This window comes from Serratia entomophila, from assembly GCF_021462285.1.
Classification (GTDB): Bacteria; Pseudomonadota; Gammaproteobacteria; order Enterobacterales; family Enterobacteriaceae; genus Serratia; species Serratia entomophila.
Map to the genome: position 1 here is coordinate 4231334 of NZ_CP082787.1, position 23174 is coordinate 4254507.

Genomic DNA, 23174 nt, shown 5'->3' on the forward strand with positions numbered 1-23174 from the left:
CCGGTGGCAATACAACGGACTGCGGTCGGTCAAGCGCGACATTTTCCAATACGCAATGGAAACAACGGAGCATTTCGGCAATCTGCTCGCCCTGATGCACCCGCCCATCATAATCCCAATTAATTTGCAGGCCATTATCCGTTTCATAAACCTGATGATCCAAAGAGATCTGCGGCGTTTGCGTCTGCTGGTAATGAAGTTGTGTTTTACAGCCCGTTAATTCTAATCCGGGTTTAATAATTCCGATAAATGAAGTAAAGACCACCGGGAAAGTCAGATGCGGGTCATTGTGATGCTTACGCAGCATTCGAATAACATCAAGCCCATTAATATCGCTGTGCTCCAGCCCTGCCGACAGCGAGTGATGGAAGCTTGCCGCCTGTTCAACAATCCCTTGGCCGGCCTCGGACGAGACCGGGCACAACAAGACGTTGGTAAACTCCCCGACAACGCCGGAATAATCGTTATTTATCGCAACCGGGCGCTCTGACATCGTTACGGTAATCGTGAACTCAGGATTCTCCGAATACAGTCGAAGCACTTCAGCGAACGCCGATAATAAAATCGAATTTGGCGTAATCTGAAAATGGCTGGCGATATCTTTTATTTTTTCCCAGTTGTCGCAGTCCAACGTAGCGGCGCATCGCTCAAATTTTGCCTGCTGACTGACTTCATATTTAATTCGCGGTATTTGCGGCGGCCCGGGAATAGTTTCAACCTTTCTCTCCCAATATGCCAACGAGTCCTGTGATACGCTCCCGTTAGCTCCCGCGTTGCAATAATCAAAGAATCTTAATGGTGGAAGCTCTTTCGCGGTAAATTCAACGCCATCAATCGATGAGTTATATCTTTCAATTACTCGCTGGCATAATATCATCGCGCTGGTTGCATCAATAAACAACATATCCAGCATAATGTGAATGCGAGTCACCTTGGCGCTGATTTGCGTTAATTGAATGCCCCAGAACACCTCTTCGGTATATTTCACCGCGTTAATGCATTCTGAGCGGCGCAAATCCAAGTCAGTGACATTATCGACAGGCAGTGAGAACTCATGGCGCTTTGCATGGCGGTCAACCAATTTTTGCTGATTACCGTTTACAATAACCGCATGCAACATCGGTTCATCATCAATAACAGACGTTACGGCGCTTTTAAAAGCGTCCACATCAAGATTTTCGACATCAAATTCGCTATATACCTGGCATGAGCAATCTTGTTCTGCCCCCAGAATATAGGACTCCTGCATTGGGGTCAGCGGCGCTATCTCATCAGAAAAATTCCGTTCCCGGTGCCAGGCCGCCGCACCGTTATCAGCCTCATAAAACGACGCCCCCATCTTTTCAATAACTTGTCCAACGGTTAAGCCATATAGCTCCTGGTATGAGGGCATCGGGTTGAGCATGCCGCGCACCCGCGTAGCCGTTAACGAGTCAACGCCAAGCACGCCAAACAGGGTTGATGTCGTTCTGGTTAACTCGGAGAGAGGGATGTCTAAAACCTGGGCAAGCATGTCGATAGGTGAGATTTTGCTGACTTTTTCCATCGTCTTCATGGGGCTTCCTGGAGGTACGTTAACAATTTAGAGTTACTTATCCTTTTTTAGGATTACACTCCGCTAATGTAAATTTAAAGTAAAATCTCATAAAATATTCCAAAACGTAATAATGCCTGCAAATCGTTGAAAACAATCCCACTCAGCTTAAAAATCGCCAATCCCGTGACAAAAAATCCCTAATTAAATGATTTTTATAATTTTTTTTGTTGGCGTGTTTTTTTTAGGATAATCCTCAACCTCATGTAACCACTTAGTTTAAAAGGAAAAACCCATAACCAAGTCTTAACATATGTAGACAGATAGATTCACATCTCTTATATTGGAGTGGGAATTTTCATAAGAGCAATTAATGCTAGCTAAAGCGATTCAGGATGATGCTTAACTTCAAACAGCGCAGGTTCAAAATCATTCACATCGATATGGATTGTTTTTATGCTCAGGTGGAGATGAGGGATAATCCGGCGCTAAGAGAGCTTCCCATCGCCATCGGTGGCCCAACGAAAACCCAAGGCATTCTCTGCACCAGTAACTACAAAGCCAGAGAGTTCGGTGTTCGGGCCGCACAATCAACGTATGAAGCTTTTAAGCTCTGCCCTGAACTTGTGCTGATTCACCCGGACTTCGCTAAATACAAATTGATATCCAATCAGCTCAGTTCTATTTATCGTAAGTATTCAGAAAAAATACAGCTCATTTCACTTGATGAAGCATATATTGATGTTACCGATAGCAAATTGCACAATGGTTCGGCAACGCTGATTGCACAAAGCATAAAAAACGATATTTTTGAAACATTAAAATTAACGGCCAGCGCCGGCGTATCGTTTAATAAGATGCTCGCAAAAATAGCCAGTGACTGGAATAAACCAAACGGGCTTTTCGTTATTACGCCGGGCATGCGGGATGATTTTATGAAACCCCTACCATTGATTAAAATACCCGGTGTGGGCAAAGTCGGTTATGAGAAACTCAAAAAAATCGGGTTATCAACCTGCGGCGATGTTGTTGAGCGGGACATCACCGAGCTCATTAATCTCTTTGGCAAACGCACTGCATTAAAACTTTTAGAAGCGTGCCATGGCGTATCCAATGCCGTCGTTAAGGAAAAAAGCCAACGGAAATCGTTTGGAATAGAAAAGACCTTCTATGATCCCATTTCAGACAATGCAGAAATAACCAGAGAAATCGATGGATTAGTATCAAACTACAATCTAAGGCTGACTGAGCTGGATGACTTTCATTTTTGGCATCGCCGAATATCACATGTATCGGTAAAAATAAGATTTAACGATTTTGAGACACTCACCCGAGCCATTGGAATTCCCTCACATGAATCCGACACGCTTATAACCAATAGAATCATTAATAAAGAAACTGCTGAAACACTCAAGGCTCAACTGCTCTCCATGTATCATGATGTTAAAAAGCCGATACGGCTCATCGGCATTGGAATAAAATTTGATGAAAGCATTGACAGTCAATTAGAACTTTTCTCAACGCAATAAAAAACACATTAACTGACCACAGATAGGATCGTTATGATTAGGGAAACGCAACATCATGAAAAAATTAAACTCTCCTGTGGGACATGTATCAACGTGACCTCTTGGGGGAAACATGCGGCACCGGCTTGCCTGCTTATCCATGGATTAGATAATAACACGCATATCTGGGATACTATCGCAACAGAATTGAGTGAAAGCTTTCGTGTTTACGCCATTGATATCAGAGGGCATGGAGAGTCTGATTGGGCCAACAGCAATAGCTATACGTTAAGCACCCTCATCAACGATATAGAACAAGTTAGAGCTTACCTGTCACTCTCTGACTTTATCATGATCGGCCACTCTCTGGGGGGAAGGATCGCCACTTACTACACAGCCGAATATCCGAAATACGTCAAAAAGTTAGTTCTCATAGACATGGCTCCCGAGATTGGAAAAAATATCATCGAAAAACTGCAATCAGACAGCCGAAGCCAGCCAGAAAACTTCCCAAACATCCAAAGCTGTTATACCTATATGCAGAGCATCTATCCCCTGTCTCATCAATCTTTATTATATAATTTTTGCCAGCATAGCTTCACGCAAAAGAATGGCTATTACACCAATAAAACAGACCCCGCATTTAAGCATAAAATGTTTCAGCTGTCAGATCAGGAAGGATACATCAATCCTTTGCAGGACGAAAAAATATGGGACGCTCTGCCGCAGATCAGCATACCTACGTTAATCATCCGCGGTGGATTTTCGGCTGTATTATCCAGTCAAATTGCAAATAAGATGGCGAGAGATTTGCCGAATGCCAATATAAGCATTATAGAGCGAGCAGGGCATGCGGTCATGCTCGATAATCCACAACAGACGGCACATGCGATCTTAAACTTTATCTAATCGATAATGACCAATGCCAATACAATGGTCATTGGTCCCCTCAAAAGACAAAGAATGCTCTCCACAGAGAATGATCATTAGGTAAGACTCAGCATACAGCCTTTTACAGGTTTGGACTGCCCCTCCCCCCCGTAGGCATTTCCTGCCCTCACGACCAGGCCTGCCAAAATGCTTCCGGACTGACGCCGCCGAGATAACTGTGGCGTCAGTCCAACCCCGTTTTTCAACCCTTGTTTCTGAATGCAGCACCATCCAAAAACATTTGAACCGCCTGGCAAACCATTTCCTGGACTCGCGGCAAACTTATCGGATTTAATTGACGTTGGAACACGCGCATATCGATCTCTGCGGTTAATAGCGACAAAAACTGCAAGGCTCTAAGGCGCGGATCGGCCAGGTGCAGTTCCTTACGCTCCATCGCTGCCGCCATCAGCTCCGATAATTTTTCTACGCTTTCTCGTATTCCCGCATCATAAAACAGAGTACCGATATCAGAATTACCGGCCTCAGCAACCACCATCCGATAAACAGCGATTGCACTGTTATCATTGGCAACAACCTGCAGCTTTCGCTCGGCAAAACGCATCAAAGTCTGCTCCAGCGTGAAGGTTTGTCCATCAATCATTAGCCCTTCGGCGGCCTCAGTGAGGTGCCGAGTCGCATGTTCACGAACAACAGCAACAAATAGCGCTTCCTTAGAAGGAAAATAACGATAAAGCGTCGCTTTCGATCCTCCAACCCGTTTGACCAGTTCATTCATTGACGCTCGTTCATAACCCATTTCTTGAAAAAGCAATGCAGCCTCTTCGACGATAGCGTCGCGGCGTGCTTTAGTGCGTACTTTCATCAACTTACCTTACCGTTAAAGCAATCATTGCATGAAAAGACGCTTTCTCTTGACATGCGGTAAAATTGCAGCGAATAATGGTACCACCTGGTACTGTTTTGGGTGATTTATGACCACACCGTAATGTGTGCGCCATCATCCAACTAAAGCAAAACCTTGTTAAGCAGATCATCAAGACTACTTTTATTTCAATTAAAACAAATGATTAAGTTGAATATCTCGGGAGTCTTAAATGTCTAATTACGCCAACGCTCTTCTCTTGGTTGTAGTGGTACCTGCCATTATTCTGGCCGGTTGTGCTGAAACGCCACCGGTACGGTATGCTAACATTGATTCATCATCGCGGCTCACTCCCAACACTGATGATAAATCCAATCGCATTCCCTACCGCTATGCCCCGCCAGTAGACTGGAGCAAATACACCAATATCATTATCGAACCCGTTGTTATCTATCAAGGATTCGATCACCAGTTTGGCGATCTCTCACCGGAAGAGCGCAAGTTACTGGCGGCTTATATGTATAACAAGTTCAGCGAAAGTTTGCGTCCACACTTCCGAGAGGTCAGTACACCGATAGCCGGCACTATCCGGTTAAAACTGACGCTGACAGGCGCTGATACGACGACGTCTTTTATCGGGACTATCACTAAGTTAGATCCTCTGGTTGGGGGGCCTTACAATATTGTGCAATCCATCCGTGGTGAGGAAGGACTATTCAACGGCTCCGTCGATTACGTTGTGGAACTCTATGACGCTTCTAACCACAGCCTGCTTAACGCCTACGTGGCCAAACAGTATCCGAATGCCATGAATATCGGTGCAAGTATCGGCTCACTCAATGCGGCTGAAGTGGGAATTGACAAAGGTGCGGAAGAGCTGGTCGATATGTTGAAATAATTCTGCTCAATGTGCCATGGTGAAACTGAATTACTCCCTTATTGCCAGATGAGATTTTATCAGAGCCGGCCAATAGATCACTTAGTGAGCCAAGCATTTTACACGACTCTATAACGGAAGCGGTTGAATATCATACCTTAGCGCTCAGCAAACATGTGGTTGAACGCAATGGAAAGGAGGCATGATGAAAATGGGGCAATTTATAGCAATATTTGCAATCGTAGATATTTCATTTCTTGTGTTTGTTATCCTATTGATTTTGTAAAAACAGAAAATATTTTCAGCGCACATGAAAAATAAAACCCACGTAAAATAACCTATGCGGGCATGCAATAAGCATCCAATGTAACGGTACGGTCTTATTGTTGCCGCATAAGGGTTACATAGGAATAATTTATTATGACAGATGAATATAATATGCAATCGGCAGCGACCGCTTGGCAGGACGTGTTGCCCCGTTTCCGTACTCTATATTATGGCGGAAATTGGCATGCTCCCATCGGCGGTGAATTCAGAGCAGTGAATAGTCCAGGCACTGGAACTGAGTTGTGCAAGGTTGCAGAAGCTGACGAACGCGATGTCCCCTTGGTTGTTGACGTCGCCAGAGATGGATTCCAGCAGTGGCGTCAAGTCAAGCCGCTCGAAAGAGCAAAAGTACTTCGAAAAATGGCTTCTATCATCCGCAGCAATTTACACGAGTTGGCGTTGCTTGATGCTATTGACTGTGGGAATCCGGTGCGGATGCTATATGGGGATGTGGCCGCAGCGGCAGAACTGCTGGACTTTTTCGCGGGCCTGGTAACCGAGATGAAGGGAAGTTCAATCCCAATGGGGCCAGGGGCCGTTAATTTTTCGATACGGGAACCCTATGGGGTTGTCGCGCGAATAATTCCCTTCAACCACCCACTCCTGACTTGTGCGGGAAAAATAGCTGCACCGTTGGCGGCGGGAAATGCCGTTATCATTAAACCATCTGAACAAAGCCCGCTCTCGGCGCTGAGACTGGCTGAGCTCTTCGACGAGCTGCTGCCACCAGGGGTCTTCAATGTGGTGACGGGAGGGAAAGCCGTTGGCGCCGCACTCTCACAACATCCAGGCGTCTCAATGATCACCTTAGTCGGAAGCATACCGACGGGGCGGGCGGTAATGCGCGCCGCCGCGGAAACGATAAAGCCGGTGCTCCTTGAGTTAGGCGGGAAAAATGCCCTCATAGCCTTACCTGACACTAATCCGGATCACGTTGCCGATGCCGTGATACGTGGCATGAATTTCGAGTGGTGCGGGCAATCATGTGGTTCAACAAGCCGGGCATACATTCATAGTGATATATATGAGGATGTTATTGAGAAGGTTGCATCACGAATTACTCGATTTAAACCCGGTATACCCTCAGATCCTGAAACCACTATGGGGGCATTGATTTCTCAGGCCCAGCTAAGCCGCGTAGAATCTTATGTTGCGCAGGCAAAGCTCGCTGGAGCGCGGCTTATTGCGGGAGGCTTAAGGCCCGCAAATGAATCGTTAAAGAACGGCTATTTTTTTGAGGCGACTGTATTTGCTGATGTAACTATGGATATGGAGATTGCTCGTGAAGAAATTTTTGGCCCCGTGTTGTCCATCATAAAATGGGATGATAAGAGCAAACTTATTCAACAAGTGAACCAGCTGGATCTTGGGCTAACTTGCTCAATATGGACTGACAGCCTGCAAGACGCCAATCAATTGGCTCAGGATGTTGAAGCAGGATTTGTGTGGGTAAATGATGTGGCCAAGCATTTTCTTGGTGCGCCTTTTGGTGGCGTGAAACAGTCTGGAATTGGCCGAGAAGAATGTTTAGGTGAGCTTTTGGCCTTTACCAGGGAAAAAAACATACACATCAATTTTGCACTGACATAAGTTGATGTGATGCGGCTTCGATTTAACCGGAAGGTGCACTGGCAGTATCGAAAGCGGATAGCGTTCTGCCAGTTCAGTCAGAGATGGGTCACCTGAAATCCGGGCGATAAAAACACACCATCCGGCTCAACGATAACGTCCCGCAAACCTGGCGGAGGCTCATGGCAAACTGTGCCGTCAGATAGCTGAGGAGCCTCCGTTTTATCGCTGGTTTTAACGCTTTTTTCGATGACGTCTTTCAGTGCCCGGTTTTCAAGCCTCCGGTCGGCAGACATCTGTTTGAGACGGCTACTCGCGCCAGCGGCTTTTCAAATACTGCACCGCCTGTTGCGTCTGCGGCCGATCGAGAAACGCCTCGCGGAACAGAATGGTTCCGCCGATTTCCGGCAGCACGTCGTTCATGTCCAGCTGCCTCTTGATTTCGGGCACCCCGCCTTCCCGCGCCCAGTCCGGCTCCGCCGCCGCAGCCACGCCCACTTTGTACCAGGCCATGCCAATGTACAGATGGGTAGGGGTTTCCCGTACCGTTTCCGCCCACCATTTCGCCAGTACATCGTAGCGAGCGACCTCACGGGCAAACGGCCAGTACAGCTGGGGCGCGATGTAATCCAGCAGCCCCAATTGCACCCACTGCCGGGTATCGGCATACGCCGTATCATAAGAAGGCGCGCCGGCCCGGGTGGCGGACCCTTGCGGATCGTCCGCCGCATTGCGCCACACCCCGGCCGGGCTGACGCCAAATGCGACCCCCGGCTTCAGCGACCTGACGGCGGCCGAGACCTGTTGTATCAACAGCAGGGTATTGTTTCTGCGCCAGTCGCCTTTGTTCGGGAAACCCCGCCCGTATCGGCGATAGGTCGCGTCATCGTCAAGCCGCGAGGCCGCCGTTTCATAATAGAAGTAGTCATCAAACTGCACGCCATCAAGGGAATAGTTGCGCACCAGTTCGCTCACCACGCCGGCAATCCAATTGCGCGCTTCCGGCACGCCCGGATCGAGCACGAAGCGATCGCTGGCGGTGCGTATCCAGTCATGGTGCACCACATACACGCTGGCCGGCGCAGCCTCGATAGTGGCGTTGAGCTGCTCTACCGTCGTTGGCCGGGTATCCATGGAGACGCGATATGGATTCAGCCACGCATGCAGCTTAAGCCCCCTTTTATGCGCCTCGGCAATGGCAAACGCCAGCGGGTCGTACCCCGGATCCTTGCCGATTTTGCCGGACAACAGCGCCGACCATGGCAGAATGGCGGAACGATAAAAGGCGGTGCCGTCAGGTTTAACCTGAAAAAACACCGTATTGGCGCCAATTTTCACCAGGTTGTCCAGCTTGTCCGTCAACGCTTTTTTTTGCAGACGGACCCTTTCCTCATCGGTCTCTGCCGCCAAAGCGGTGCGCGGAGGCCAATCCAGCCCCAGCACCGTGGTCAGCCACACGCCGCGCATCGGCGCTTCCGTGATTTCCGGCGCCGGCGTTTTCTCGGCGAGGCGTTCATGCTCACAGCCCGCCAACAGCCACGCAGCGCATATCAACAGCAAAATCCGCCGGTATCCCGACATCCCTTTCTCCTTAGCCCAGGCAATCCTGTCGGCTCATAGGGTAACCGCGGGGGGTCTTTTATCCCCCTCCCCGCGTCACCTTACCAGCTCAGCCCGAATCCGCGAGGAAAAGCGACGGTGCCGCTGTTGGTATTCACATCGTAGTCATGCCAAATATTGACCGGCAGCTTGCCGTGCGGCGCCCGTTGGCCCATCAGCACTTCAGCCAGAGAAATCATCGAGTGCCCACGCCAGACGCCGTTGTCATAACCGTAGTAGGCATAGACGGCAACGGCGGCGTCAACCTTGCCAAGATAGCTGACGATGTCATAAGGCGCGCGCAGCGACAGATGCACCCGCTTTTTCCCCAGGCCGGCGGCATAATCCAATCGGCCGAGATACGGGTTGTCGCCGGCGCTCTCGCTCGCCGCGCCGCCGGCGACGCCATCCGTTTCCGCCGGGGTAAAGCTGGTGGACAGCGTGCCGAACAGGAACACGTCGCAGTTGGCGATATTGGCCCTGATTTCAGCCTCGCTCAGATCCGTTTCCTTCGCCGCTACCAGGTGACGGTAGCCCGCCTGCGCCATCGCGGCGGCGATGCCTTTGGCTTGCTCACCCCACGGCGTCAGGATGAAATAGCGCTGCGTTTTGTCCCTCAACGGCAGCGTGGCCTGCTGATTGGCGACCAGCGTAATCGAACGGTCCGCAATCTGTTTTTCCGGCTGCAGGCAGCCGGACGCCGGAACCGGCGGCCTCATCTTGCCATCGCCCAACAGGTGATAACGCTGCTTCAGCCGCAAAATCCGCTCCACGGAGCTGTCGATATCCGCTTCACGAATCGCCCCGGCCCTCACTTTACCCGCAATGGCGGAGATCAACTCAGCCAGGCGCCCCTGTTGCGCGGGGGCGGAAAGGCTAATGGGCATCAGCGCGATATCCACCCCGGCGCCGAACACCCGCTCAAGCGCTTCACCCTGGCTGAAATGCTCGGCGATGGCGCCCATATCCAATGCGTCGGAAATAGTCACGCCGGAGAAATTCAGCTGTTCCCGCAAGAGCCTGGTCTGGATCTGCCGGGACATGGTCGCAGGCACCGTGATCTCTTCACCGCTGAGGGTACCAACCAGACTGTCATCGAGTGCAGGATACTGAATGTGCGCCGTCATGATCATATCCGGCGCGCGGTGGCTGTCTATGGCGTGCTTGTAAGGGGCGATATCGATGGCGAACGCCTCTTCCCGGGAGCGATCGACGCGCGGCAAGGCGCTGTGCGAATCCGTCGCGGTGCTGCCGTGGCCCGGGAAGTGTTTATAGGCGGTAATCACCCCCTGATGGTGCATGCCGGCGGTGACCTGCTCCGCCAGCCTGGCCACCGTTCCTGCGTCGTCGCTGAACCCGCGCACGTTGATCACCGGGTTGAACGGGTTGCTGTTGACATCGACCACCGGCGCAAAGTTGGTGTTGATGTGCAACGCAAGCAGGTCATGCGCCATTTGGCGCCCCTGCTCAGCGGCGAGCTGCAGATCGGCGCCGCCTTCAACGGCCGCAGCCAGGGCCATATTGCCCGGGAAAGAGGCGTAATCCTCACGCGGCAGGCGGAAAACGTTTCCGCCTTCATTGTCCGTGCCAATAAATAAGCGGATATTTCCGCAGGTTTCCATCGAAGCATACCAGGCGGTCAGCGCCTTTATCTGCGCCTTATCCTTCAGGTTATTGGCGAACAGGATCACGCCGCCGATGTGGTTATCACCGATAATTTTGCCGATCTCGTCATCGGGCTTCACCATGTCCAGATTGCTCTGCCCTGCAGGATCCCAGTAGCGAAAATCCAGCATGATCTTCTGGCCGATCTTCTCTTCTAACGTCATGGCGCTGAGCTTATGTTTAATATCCATTGCGACTCTCCTTTCCGGTTGCAGACAGGCAACCAAACTATCCCGAAAACCACCGCCGTCATCGTCATTTTGACCGTGCCATGTTTCAGACAACGCGGAATGCCCTTCGGCACAGAAATTTTCCCTTGCGCAGGGCCGTTCATGAGAGGCTAACATCTTCTCTTTTCAGGTGACTGAATTCGCATGCCATTGTCTTACCGCCCTTTTATCACCGCCGCTGTCGTGCTCGCCGGCGATTCAGGCTGAGGAGAAACAGCCTGAAAGCGGAGGCGCAGACGCATTTTTGCCGTTGATAGAGCCGCAGATTAAACCGGCAGTTGCCGCACAGGCCGCGGTGGATACGCAACAATTGGCCATCAGTCGGCAACGCTCCCCGCCCTGCAGGTCAGCTACCGCGAATGGCCTGCCCTGGGCACGGCGCCCAGATGGCAGGCCGCACAACGAAAAAGCCCCGTAATAACGGGGCAATTGCTTGTCAGACAAAGCGTTAAATTATCGGCGTCTTCTTTCTAGCGACCCTCTCCCTTTGAAGTGTCGAAAAAGCGCGAAAACGGAGACAACAATCAGACCGCAGGCGGCGATCAATAAAACTTTTTCCATTACTTCCTCTCATTACATTTTACCGGCTCCGCCCTTACGGGCAGCAGCGGAAACAACTTGAAAATTTATGCAAAAAATGACTCTTCTCTATTTTTATTAAATGTTAAAACCTTTCTATTGCCCCTCAGAGAATCTGATGGCGCGAATAACCTTATGCAGGTTAAACAGCCCTTTCACGCCTAACTTGTTCATAATGTTACTCTTATGAGTATGTGCCGTTTTATAGGATATCCCCATAATTTCTGATATTTCACTCATGCTTTTCCCGTGGCACAAAAAATAAATTATCGCCGACTCACTGCGGGTAAAATTCATGTTATTGACGTCGCCATAGAAAGCCCATTCTTTTGGGTAATAGAATGAACGTCTGGAAAATATCGTTTTTATCTTATCGACGATCCTTTCCATGCCATCTCGCTTAGACAAAATGGCAACGGCGCCAACCTTTCTGGCAAACTCCAGAATGTAAGCATTAGTGATTGATGTAAACACCACCAAATCAACGCTTTGCCACAGCAACGCGTTTTTGGTAATGAAAGACAGCCCGGCGATAGGATCGTTATCGATATCGACAAGATCCATAAAAACCATATTTATGGCCTTTCTATCCACCACCTCTTGTAATGTTTCTATTTTTTGCGTATCGAAAATAGCCGTTACCTCAGGGATCCCTAAAAACATATCAACCAATACGTTAGATACGTAGGGAAAAGGTTCCAGCACGGCTATGCTCTCTACAGTTTTGTTTTTTAAAACAAGACTACGATAGACTCTATTCATATACCGATCCCTTTGTAGTATTTCCCTTGGGATTTCTTGCCCTTTACTCATCCCTGCAAATTCCCACGATAACTTTAGAAATATTTTGCTATTTGTTGGATATGTTCCCGATCCAATGTGCCCGCATCGTTCAGCAAACTGACCCACGCCTTGATGTAGGTATATTTTGCCGACGCGAGGTCGCGCTTCGCGCTGTAGAGCTGCTGCTCCGCATTCAGCACGTCGACGTTGACGCGTTGCCCGGCGAGCACGCTTTTGCGCGTCGCTTCCACCTGCGTCGTCGCCGACTTCACCGCCAGTTCGTAGGCGGCAAGCTTGGCGCGGCTGCTGAGGCACAGATTGAACTGCTTGCGCAAATCATTCAGCGTGGTGCCGACCTGCGCGTCCATCTCATACATCGCCTGGCCATAGCTGGCCGCGGCCTGCCGGGTCGAAGCGGCAACGCCGCCGCCGGCATAAATCGGCACGCTGACCTGAATGCCGATACTGTTGGTCCGGTACTTCTGGTTGACCGTGTTATCGCTGCTGGAATCGTTTTCAGAGTGAGACGCATAAAGCTGCACCTGCGGGAAAAAACCGCCCCGGTTGCGCTCCACCTCATACTTCGCCACGTCCACGCCCTGGCGGGCCGCCGCCAGCGTCGGGTTGCTCGCAATGGCCATTTTCCGCCACTCTTCAAAGCTGGCGGGCAGCAGCGGCGCCACTTCAAACTTGCCCGGGCGCAATACCCGCAGTGTTTCCAGCTGCTCCAACGGCAGGCCGATCATCACCTCCAGCTCGCGCTGGGCGGCGTCCAGCGCGTCCCGCGCCTCTATCGCCTGCGCCTCCGCCAGGCTGAAACGCGCCTGGGTTTCAGACACGTCGGTCACCGTGCCTTCCCCGGCGTTCAGCAAACGATCGTTCAGCGCCAGCTGCTCCTGGTAGGCGGTTTTTTGCGCTTCGGCCAGGGCAATCTGATCCCTGGCGTAGGCGACGTCCACGTAAGCGCTCACTACCCGTACCGCCAGATCCATAAACTTGCCGCGAAAACGCTCATCGGACATCAGCGTCTGCGCCACGCCGGAGCGGTAGCGCGCATAGGCCGCGTAGTCAATTAATGGCTGGGTCAGCGTGACCGAGCCGGAATAGCTGCGGTATTGCTGCCGGGTGGTGACGTCGATGGTCTCATTGCTGAAAATATTCACCGCCTGCGGGCTGGTCACTTTTTGCCAGTTTTTCGGCGAATTTTGGTAACTCAGCGACACCTTCGGCAGCAACCCCGCCAGGCCGATATTTTTGTTTTCATCCCCGGCCTCTTTCTCCTTTAAGGCTGCCAGGAAAGTCGGATCCTTTTGCAATGCCAGCGAGTAAGCGTCCAGTACGCCGATCGCCAGCGCCGAAGCCGGTGCGAACAGCACCGACAACGCCACCCCACCCAGGGCTATACCGGCTATTTTTCCTTTGAATCGGCTCACAATCACTCCTCAGACAACGACGTGCGGGCGCGGTCCATAATCGGCTTGAACAGATAGCTCAGCATCGAACGCGAACCCGTTTTAACGAACACCTCAACCGGCATACCGGGTTTGATATCCAGCCCGGACAACATTTTCATTCCCTGCGGCGTCACCGTCGCCTGCATCTGGTAATAGGGTTCGCCGGTCGCCTTATCCACCAGGCGGTCGGCCGAAATCAGCGTGACCTCGCCCGGAATTTTCGGCGTTTTGTTTTGGTTGAACGCCGTGAACATCAGATCCACCGGCAACCCTTGCCCAACCTTGTCGACCAGCTCCACCTTCAGCCGGGCGTCAACCACCAGCGAAGCCTCGCTCGGCACCACATCCATCAGGTGGTCGCCGGCGCCGACCACGCCGCCCAGGGTAAAGATGTTCAGCCCCACCACGGTGCCGTCCACCGGAGACGTGATCGAGGTATTGCCCAGATCAAAGGTGGCGGTGTCCAGACGGTTGCGGTATTCGCTGGCGTCCATCTGGGTTTGCGCCAGCTGGGTGCGCACTTCGCGCTGGTAGTCGGCGTTGCGCTGATCGATGCGCTGCTGCGATTCCTGCAGCTGTTTTTGCAACTGACCGATTTGCCCCAGGGTTTCATCGATGCTGCTGTTCACTTCGGCAAACTGCCGCTGAATTTCCAAATAGCGGTTGCGCGGCAAATAACCATCGCTGGCCAGCTGCTTCATGCTGTTCATCTGCTCGCGCAGGCTGGCCTGCTGGATTGCTTTGTTCGCCCGCGAGTCCTGCAGCCCTTTTAACTGATAACGCATGCCTTCGATCGACTGCCGGTAGCCGTCAATTTCGCTTTTCAGCCCCTGGCGGCGGGAGGTGAACAGCTGCTGCTGCAGCGTCAATATTTCGGCGACCCGCGGCTGGTTGCGCAGTTTTTCCAGCACCGGAGAGAATGTGATGGCGTTCAGGCCGTCCCGTTCGGCGATCAGGCGCGCCTCGCTGGCCAGCGTGGTGTAATACTGATCGCTCAACGAATCCACCTGCGCCTGCGCCTGGATCTGGCTGAGCTGAACCAGCACTTCACCGGCCTTGACCTTGTCGCCTTCTTTAACCTTGATGCTTTTGATAATGCCGCCGGCCGGGGCCTGCACCGTTTTACGGTTGCCGGAAACAATCACCGAACCGGCGGAAACCACGCCTTTGTCCAGCGGCGCAAAAGCCGCCCAAATGAAAGAGCCAAGCAGGCCAATGGCCAGCACCAGCCAACCCAAACGGGTGTATTTCCGCTCATCCTGGGGAAGCGTTTCCTCCAAAGACGTTGTTGGCGCGCTAAGTGGCGTAGACATAGGGGTACCTCTGGCATCAGGCGGTCTGACCGCCTGATTAGCCTGCAATTAATGAGTTTGAGTTTTTACGAAGTCGCCTTCGTTTTTCACCGGTGCGCTGACCGCCGCTGCGGCTTGCTGCTGTTTTTGCGCATTAGCCAGCGCCGTCAGCACCTGCTGAGTCGGACCAAACGCATTCACCACGCCGTTGGTCAGCAGCAACAGCTTGTTGGTCATCGACAGCAGGTTGGTGCGGTGGGTGATCAGGATCACCGTTTTGTTGCGCTGCTGCAGGAACTGGATCGCCTGGTTGAGCGCCCTCTCGCCGGCATCGTCGAGGTTGGAGTTGGGCTCATCCAACACCACCAGAGCAGGATCGCCGTACAGCGCCCGCGCCAGGCCAATGCGTTGTTTCTGCCCGCCGGACAACCCGGCGCCGCCGTTGCCGATCAGCGAGTCGTAGCCCTGCGGAAAACGCAGGATCAGCTCATGCACCCCGGCCAGCTTGGCCGCCTCGATCACTTTTTCCGCGTCGATGTCGTTGAAACGCGCAATGTTCTCGGCGATGCTGCCGGCAAACAGCTCAATGTCCTGCGGCAGGTAGCCGATGTGCGGCCCCAGCTCGTCCTTGTTCCACTGGTAAATGTCCGCCGTATCCAGGCGTACTATGCCTTCCGATACCGGCCAGATGCCGACCAGCAGGCGCGCCAGCGTGGATTTCCCCGAGGCGCTCGGCCCGATGATGCCCAGCACGTCGCCCGGCTGCACGGCAAAGCTGACGTTATGCAACACCGCTTCCCCCTTCGAGCCCGGCGGCGTGGCGGTAATGCCTTCAACCGACAGCGCGCCGGCCGGACGCGGCAGAGACATGCCGGTGCCGCGTTCAGGGTGCTGTTCCAGCAGCTTGACCAGCCGGTTGTACGACAGCTTGGCCGCGCTCCAGCTTTTCCAGACGTTGATCACCTGTTCGATCGGCGCCAGGGTGCGCCCCATCAGGATCGAACCGGCGATCATCATGCCGGGGGTGATGTGGCCGTCGATGGCCAACCAGCCGCCCAGCCCCAGCACCAGAGACTGCAGGGAAAGGCGCACGAACTTGGTGATCGAGGTGACGGTCGCGGCGCGCTCGCTGGCGACCCGCTGGCTGTTCAGGAAACGGCTGTGCAGTGAAAACCAGCGGCGTTTCAGGTTCGGCAGCATGCCCAACGCTTCGATCACTTCGGCGTTGCGCAGGTTGGCACTGGCCAGCCCGCCGGACATGATCGACAGTTTGCTGGCTTCGCCCAGTGGTTTTTTGGAAACCATCTCATTGGCGACAGCCAGGGCTATCAGGATCAAAGAACCCACCAGGGCGAACAACCCAAGCCAGGGGTTGAACAAAAAGATCACCAGCAGATAAATCGGGAACCAGGGCGCGTCAAAAAACGCGAACAGCGCATTGCCGGTCAGGAACTGGCGCACCGTAGTGAGATCGCCCAGCATTTGCCCGGCGTCTGACGAGCCGTTTTTTAAATTGGCCTCAAAGGCTGCGGTATATACGCGAGTGTTCAGGCGCATATCCAGTTGGCTGCCGATGCGAATGACCACCATGCTGCGCACGTATTCCAGCAGCGCCATCATGGCGTACATTCCCAACATGATGAGGGTCAGCATCAGGAGCGTTATCTCGTTCCGGGAAGGTAACACCCGGTCGTAGACTTGCAGCATATAGACAGAAGGGACCAGCATTAATAAGTTGATAAATGCGGTAAAGATACCGACGGTCCAGAAGACTTTACTGCGTGTCCGTATGACGTCCGCAATTTCGTTGCTGCCAATATATTGATGCAAATTCATTACTACCTTTCTCAATATCTACAACAGAAAAGGAAAACTTATCGAAGAAATTTGCCTGTGTATGAACCAAAAACAGGTGGGAGGTATCCCCCCCACCTTTTACTTAACCGCTAACGTCGATTACGCGTGTGCGATATCAGTCACGTGAGACTGAACGCCGTTAGTGGTGATGCTGCCGTTGTAGTACATATTGGCCGCATCCTGGTGGCTCACGCCCTGCAGGAACGCCAGGGTGTCATGGTTATCCAGCTTGCCGTCACCGTTGTTATCAACAATCACATAGCTGCCTGCGCTTGAACCGACGATGCCGACGTGCGACAGCGGTTGGTCTTTAATGCCCAGAATCGCGTTGAAGAAATTGATGGTTGAAGTAATGCCGCCGGTGATGATGCCACCCAGAATGCTCTGGAGAGCGTCGTTGGAGCTGTAACCGTAATCCGCCACCTGGGTGCCGTTGTTACCGTTGATCGCGCCATTGTTGGTCAGCGCCAGGCCAGACTGCTGATCCACCAGGGTATCCTGATGCGTGTTGAAGTCCTTGATGGTCACGCCTGCATCTACGGTGCTGCTTTGCAGTTTGAAGGTATCCGCGCCGGCGCCGCCGGTAACGATGCTGTTGCCCATCGCGCTGATCACGTCGTCCTGAGCGGTGCCGGTGATGTGCACGTCATCGCTCTTGAAGCCGAACAGGGCTGCAATCGCTTTGGTGATGCCGTTGAACGGGAACAGATCCAGGAAGTTCAGAATGATGCCCTGGCCGCTGCCCGCCACGTTGGAAGTGATGTCAACGCCGGCAGTGTTGGAGGATGCATCGATATTGCGCACGCTGGAGTAACCGGAACCGATGTTCAGATCCAGGTAGTGGTCGCCAGAGATGTTCACATTGCTCACCTGGCTGTTGCTGCCCGCCAGATTAAGCACGTTGCTGAAATCGCCGGTACCGCTGGAGTTGATGTTCACGTTAGACAGCGCAGTACCGAAGATCGCGCTGCTGCTGCTGTTCAACGAGATGGACCCGGCATTCACATCGCTGTCGCTGACTGCATCGAAGTTGATGTTGAATTTATTGGTCGCATCCTTCAGGAAGGTGAAGTCGATGCTGCTGTTGGCCGTTGCGTCGCCGGTCACTTCCAGCTGAGCGACGTTGTCGCCGGAAACGTTAATCACGTGTACCTTGTCCGCGAAGCTGGACAGGACGAAGCCCTGGGTGCCCAGCGTCGAAGAGGCGGAAACGTTGGTTACCGAGCCGGCGTTGGCGATTTCGTCAGTGGTCGCTTTACCGTTGATCACGCCGAAATCGAACTGGTGGCCGCTAGACACGTTCACGCCGCTGCCGTTCAGGGTCGCGCCGGTGCCGCCGATGTAGCCGCCCAGATCGATCTTCTCGAAGCTGCTGAACTGACCGGCGTTGGTGCCGACAGTCGTTTTGTAAGACGTACCCAACCAGCCGGAGGTGGACGTGGTGGTCAACTGCTTGGTGATGAAGTTAGCGGAAATGGTGTCTACACCGTTGCCGCCGTTGGCACGCACGTTGGTGCTGACCACGTTAACGCCGTTGGTCGCGTTGCCGGCCCATTGCAGATTGTCGTTGCCGTTGCCCAGATTGAACTGCGCGGTGCCTGCGGCGATGTTGGCGGCGGAAGTCACCTGCACGTCATCGTCGCCGGAGCTGGCGTTGAGGATCACGTTGCCGTTGTTCACGGTTACGTCAACACCGGTGTTTACGCCGTTGTCAGACAGGTTAACGGTGGTCGCGCTGCCGCCGTTGATGGTCAGATTGGCCAAGTGATCGGCGAACTTCAGGTTAACGGTAGTGGCCGCGTTGGCGTCCAGCACGGCATTAACCAGTACGGCGGTTTCCGCATTGGTCAGCACGTGGCTGCTGCCGGTGTTGACGGTGCCGGTCGCATTGCCGCCCGCTGCGGAAGCAGACAGGGTAGCCGCGGTTTTGTAGGTCAGGCTGGTGCCGATGTCATACTCGAAAGCATGCTGCTGCGTCACGGTTGCGGCATCAGTAGCCGTGGAAGTGCGCAGATCGTTGATGATCGCAGTGGTAATCAGCGATTTATCAGAACCCAGCTTGGCGTACTGCGCCAGCTGTGCGGCGGTTGCCGGCACGCCGTGTACCGCAGTGAACACGTGCTGGATATAGTCGTTGCCGCTCAGCGCTGCGCCTTTCTTCTGGAATTCTGCAGAAGTGATCAGCTTGGCCGTCAGCGAGTTCAGCGAGTGGCCATCCTTGTTCAGGTAGCTGCTCCAGTCATCCAGGCCCTGCGCGTCAACGTTACGCTCAGGGATCGCCAGGAAGATTGAGGCAACCTGCTCTTGTGACGCCAGATCGGCAATCACACCCGGTGCGTGTGGGGTGGTGTCATGCTGGAATTGCTGCTGAGCCGCCTGATCGTTGGCGCCGACGGTGCCGCGCAGATCGTTGGTCACATTCACCAGCATCTGGCCGCGGTCGCCGCCATTAGCCAGGAATGAAGTGTAGCTGTTCAGTTCGGTGCTGGTTGGCGCGCGGCCGTAAGCTTCGGTGAACACCAGTTTAACGAAAGCGTCGTTGGTCAGCGATTTCAGCGCCGGACGATCGTTAACGAATTTGGAGGCGGCCTGCTCAAACGTCAGTGAACCGGCGTTGATTTGGCTGCCCAGTGAATTCACGGTGCCTGAAACCGGATCGATGCCGACCAGATAATACAGCGCCAGAACGTCAGACACGCCTTGCGCGCCGCCGGCAACATCATAAGACGGATACATGATGGTATTCAGCTGGCTATCGTAGTTGCTTTGAGAAGCCAGAGTGCCTGCATCAAAACCGTTATAGTTCAGCAGATCGTTAACCACGGTAGTGATGGAGCTTTCTAAAGACCCGTGCGCCAGCAGATCGGCCAGGTAACCGTCAGGCGCAGTTTTGCCATAGGTAGACGTGTAGATGCTGTTTAACACTTCCAGGTCGCTTTTGCCGCCATACAAGCTGACGCCAGCCGCAGAACTCAGCAAAGAATCAACATAGCTTTCTGCTGAAAGTTGGCCCTTTTCAATGCTGTTACCAACGGAGTCAAAAGTAGCAGCATCAGCTTTCACACCAAGAACGGAGAATAAAAGTGCCGCAGCCTCTTTCTGATAATTTAAAGATGCCATACGTTTTCTTTCCTTTATACAGTTTATGACAGGTGCCAATCGCCGCTAAGCTTGTAAGTGGCAACTCAAGTTCGTAATTAACAAAAACTCTGGGGCCATGGTGTCGTTGAATCCGCGATTCAAGCGAGATGGGGAAAACATAAGAAATATACCTACCACTCCATGATAACCCAATGAAAGAGAGGCAAATAAATCCCTACGCCAAATAATAAAAATAAATTTTATATTAGCGCGCAGGTACTCACTTTCATGGCAGCCAATATATCCGAAAAGAAAAATCCGATCAAAATGACCACCCCATAAGAACAAAAACCCAATAAAAAACAACTTAAAAGAATTAAAAACCATGATTTAATAAAAAGATAAAATAAATAACCAAAAATCTAATAAAAATTAGAGTATTTGTTTGAATTTTAGTTAAAAAAGGCAAGAAAAGCCTCATTCGACAATCACGAATTTGTTTGATCATTCTCATTCAAGTTAATTGCCACAAACAACAAAAAACCCTTTATAACCATTGATATAATTTGTACAACAAATAAAACCGACACAATAATTTTATTATTCCTATTAATTGATCAAGTTAAAAACAACGCTTTTTAGCGCCAAAGGGCGTCAGAATTAAGATTTATCTCAATGAAGAACTGAGAGCTTATATTTCGAAATATATATGAGAGCGATTACATCGCGGAAATTTGATAAGAACATTCTTACCGATTAGGAATCTTACCAACGGAAAAAACCCAAACAGCCAATAGGAGTGTTGGAGGGGGAGGTTAAATATAGCATTGATTGCCATTACCTTCATATAAGTTGCATTTGATAGAGACAACCGTAAGATCAATTCAACCAACTGTTTTAAAAGAATTTTTTAATGAAAACAGTCATAGTTGAATGAGAATGAAAATCGAGTTTGCGGCGCAGCCTGCAAAATTCCAGGATTAATATTTAGTTACATGTCTTGACAAATAAAGGCATTAACATTCAAGTCAAGAGTAAACACAGCCGGTGGGTGCGCTATTTTATTCCGGTAGGATTTTATTGGCAGGATCTATCGCCACTCAGCTCTGATAACTCATTCCGTAACGGCAGAACCACCTTATTTACGGCAATGCGTTGTTAATCCGAGCTTAACATCTGACGGCAGAGGAACATTAGCGCACGGCGGCGCCTCCAAGGCAATGGCGTTTTTGATACCCGGCGAGAAATTGAAACGGCGAGACATCAACAGATTAGCGCAACAGCCATGATCGCCCCGCCGCGTGGATGGCATGCATGGCCTTAGCCCGAACCGCCGCCGCTTATTCCTCTAAACGACCTTGTCCTGGAAAAGACGGCTTGCGCATACCGGTTTTTTGCCACTGAAGGCTATTTCTATCATTGATAAAACATATTGTATTACTGGTGACACGCCAATTTATTAAGATATATCTGGGGAGATATAAAACAAGATAACCAGGCTGACTGGCGGACGGAAAGATTAATCAAGGTTAACGGAGAGGAAAAAACAAAAACGCAGATGGCCAATTACGGCGCAGGCGACAATGCCTGAAGCCTGTGGGAATACTGGGGGAGTCGCTAAATAATAAATAACGGCTCCCTCTCGGCAAGGTATCTTGCTCTTATGAGGGAGCCGCAACTGGCAAGCATCTTCCTGATAATGCCCTGGTGAGGCGCAAGTAGGAAAAGATTCTTTGAACAGGACCGCTACTGTTATTACCGCGTATTACGCTATTTCTCGTCCTGTTGCAGAGACTATAAACGCTTGCCCGCGCCGGCGGAAAGGGTGAAAACCACCCTTGTAATACATTAAGAAAAATGATAGTAAACGCCATAGAGATATAACGATTTTGTTCGAATTTTAATTGTTTAATCAGGGTATTATATTAAAAATGAATATCAACGTGACCGACCAGCCAAACCCGCAAGACGAAGAGTTCATTATCGACAGCCTGTGGGCCCACAACGATAAAACCCAGCCCGTCGACATTCACCCGCTATTCCTGACCGTTACCGACGACGACGGCCAGATTGTCGCCGGCCTGGTCGCCCGCACCTGGTGGGGCGGTCTTGAGGTGCAATATCTCTGGGTCGGCGATCAATACCGCAGCAGCGGCTATGGCCGCCAGCTAATGCTGCAGGCCGAAGAAGAAGCCCGCAAACGCGGCTGCCACATGGCCTATGTGGATACCTTCGATTTCCAGGCCCGGGGTTTTTACGAGAAGCTGGGTTACCGGGTCTATGGCGATTTGTCCGGCTATGCGCATCGGCATACCCGCCACTACCTGGCTAAAGACCTTTAAATCAGCCTGAACAGATCTGAGGTAGGCATGGATTCCTCCCATAAAAATAATGAATATTATTTTAAGGGCCTCATTACCATGATGGAGCACCTGAGCGACCCCTGGGGCATCAAAGACCAGCAGTCTCGCCACCTCTACATGAACAAGGCTGCCTACCTCTATACCAACACGCCGCTGAATTTTGACGTTGCCGGCAAATATGATCACGAGTTCCCCGCCGTCTGGGCCGAATGCGCTGCCGATTTCATCGAGCACGACAAAATGACCGAGGCGTCGCGCGATCGCGTCTCGGTGATAGAAACCCACTATTGGTACGGGAAAGACAGCCTGACGCCGTTTATCAGTGAGAAACTGCCGGTATACAACGATGATAAGCAGGTGATCGGCGTGATGTGGAACGCCAAGCCGATGAACAGCCTGTCACCGTTAAAATACATTAACCAGCAAAAACCCAGCGTGTTGACGACCGAGGTGAATAATGACCTGTTCACCCGTGCCGAACTCGACGTAATATTTTTGATGCTTCAGCGGTTCACCGTTAAAGAGATCGCAAAAATATACAACGTCAGTAATAAAACGATAGAAAATCGAATATATAACATTTATCAAAAGGCCAACGTCCATACGCAGCAACAGTTTGAAGAGTTTTGCAAATACGCCAGCCTGGATAACTATATTCCCGATCGCCTGATAGCCAAAGGCATCCAGTTCATTTGAGCCG

Annotated in this window: 14 protein-coding genes and 2 pseudogenes; 6 read left to right on the forward strand and 10 right to left on the reverse strand. The window is 51.7% G+C overall.

The window, feature by feature from the left end; all coding sequences use genetic code 11:
- Positions 1 to 40: 40 nt before the first annotated feature.
- Positions 41 to 1555, reverse strand: a pseudogene (locus KHA73_RS24675) (condensation domain-containing protein); the annotation flags it as partial.
- A 374-nt stretch (positions 1556 to 1929) separates the two neighbouring features.
- Here KHA73_RS24675 and dinB point away from each other — a divergent pair.
- Positions 1930 to 3063, forward strand: coding sequence for a DNA polymerase IV (dinB, locus tag KHA73_RS20345; RefSeq protein WP_234586305.1), 1134 nt, complete (start codon positions 1930 to 1932; stop codon positions 3061 to 3063).
- Between the two features lie 33 nt (positions 3064 to 3096).
- Entirely contained in the window at positions 3097 to 3951 is an 855-nt protein-coding gene (locus KHA73_RS20350) for an alpha/beta fold hydrolase (RefSeq protein ID WP_234586306.1), read from the forward strand.
- A 223-nt stretch (positions 3952 to 4174) separates the two neighbouring features.
- Here KHA73_RS20350 and KHA73_RS20355 read toward each other — a convergent pair whose 3' ends face one another.
- Positions 4175 to 4798: a TetR/AcrR family transcriptional regulator gene (locus KHA73_RS20355; RefSeq protein ID WP_234586307.1), complete on the reverse strand. Its 624-nt coding sequence runs from the start codon at positions 4796 to 4798 to the stop codon at positions 4175 to 4177.
- 232 nt (positions 4799 to 5030) lie between these two features.
- On the opposite strand from KHA73_RS20355, the gene KHA73_RS20360 reads away from it, so the two are divergent.
- Both KHA73_RS20360 and KHA73_RS20365 read left to right on the forward strand, forming a co-directional pair.
- Positions 5031 to 5696, forward strand: coding sequence for a DUF3313 domain-containing protein (locus KHA73_RS20360; RefSeq protein ID WP_234586308.1), 666 nt, complete (start codon positions 5031 to 5033; stop codon positions 5694 to 5696).
- 399 nt (positions 5697 to 6095) lie between these two features.
- A complete protein-coding gene (locus KHA73_RS20365; protein WP_234586309.1) occupies positions 6096 to 7592 on the forward strand; it encodes an aldehyde dehydrogenase family protein in 1497 nt (498 codons plus the stop codon).
- Positions 7593 to 7689: 97 nt separating this feature from the next.
- Here KHA73_RS20365 and KHA73_RS20370 read toward each other — a convergent pair.
- The 8 genes and pseudogenes from KHA73_RS20370 to KHA73_RS20405 form a co-directional block, all read right to left on the reverse strand.
- Positions 7690 to 7879 (reverse strand): annotated as a pseudogene (locus KHA73_RS20370) (IS3 family transposase); the annotation flags it as partial.
- A gap of 1 nt (position 7880) precedes the next feature.
- A complete protein-coding gene (locus KHA73_RS20375; protein ID WP_234586310.1) occupies positions 7881 to 9152 on the reverse strand; it encodes a glycoside hydrolase family 10 protein in 1272 nt (423 codons plus the stop codon).
- A gap of 80 nt (positions 9153 to 9232) precedes the next feature.
- Complete coding sequence (locus KHA73_RS20380; RefSeq protein WP_234586311.1) at positions 9233 to 11026, reverse strand: glycoside hydrolase family 3 protein; 1794 nt, start codon at positions 11024 to 11026, stop codon at positions 9233 to 9235.
- A gap of 714 nt (positions 11027 to 11740) precedes the next feature.
- Complete coding sequence (locus KHA73_RS20385; RefSeq protein ID WP_234586313.1) at positions 11741 to 12406, reverse strand: LuxR C-terminal-related transcriptional regulator; 666 nt, start codon at positions 12404 to 12406, stop codon at positions 11741 to 11743.
- Positions 12407 to 12480: 74 nt separating this feature from the next.
- A complete protein-coding gene (locus KHA73_RS20390) occupies positions 12481 to 13860 on the reverse strand; it encodes a TolC family outer membrane protein (protein WP_234586314.1) in 1380 nt (459 codons plus the stop codon).
- A gap of 2 nt (positions 13861 to 13862) precedes the next feature.
- Positions 13863 to 15194, reverse strand: coding sequence for an HlyD family type I secretion periplasmic adaptor subunit (locus KHA73_RS20395; RefSeq protein WP_234586315.1), 1332 nt, complete (start codon positions 15192 to 15194; stop codon positions 13863 to 13865).
- 48 nt (positions 15195 to 15242) lie between these two features.
- Complete coding sequence (locus KHA73_RS20400) at positions 15243 to 17009, reverse strand: type I secretion system permease/ATPase (protein WP_390899983.1); 1767 nt, start codon at positions 17007 to 17009, stop codon at positions 15243 to 15245.
- 120 nt (positions 17010 to 17129) lie between these two features.
- On the reverse strand, positions 17130 to 19982 hold the full coding sequence (locus KHA73_RS20405) for a beta strand repeat-containing protein (protein ID WP_314725583.1): 2853 nt from the start codon (positions 19980 to 19982) through the stop codon (positions 17130 to 17132).
- Between the two features lie 2060 nt (positions 19983 to 22042).
- On the opposite strand from KHA73_RS20405, the gene KHA73_RS20410 reads away from it, so the two are divergent.
- Together KHA73_RS20410 and KHA73_RS20415 are read left to right on the forward strand one after the other, a co-directional pair.
- On the forward strand, positions 22043 to 22453 hold the full coding sequence (locus tag KHA73_RS20410; RefSeq protein ID WP_234586317.1) for a GNAT family N-acetyltransferase: 411 nt from the start codon (positions 22043 to 22045) through the stop codon (positions 22451 to 22453).
- Positions 22454 to 22480: 27 nt separating this feature from the next.
- Positions 22481 to 23170 (forward strand): helix-turn-helix transcriptional regulator, encoded by a 690-nt coding sequence (locus tag KHA73_RS20415; RefSeq protein WP_234586318.1) that lies wholly within the window; start codon positions 22481 to 22483, stop codon positions 23168 to 23170.
- Positions 23171 to 23174 lie beyond the last annotated feature (4 nt).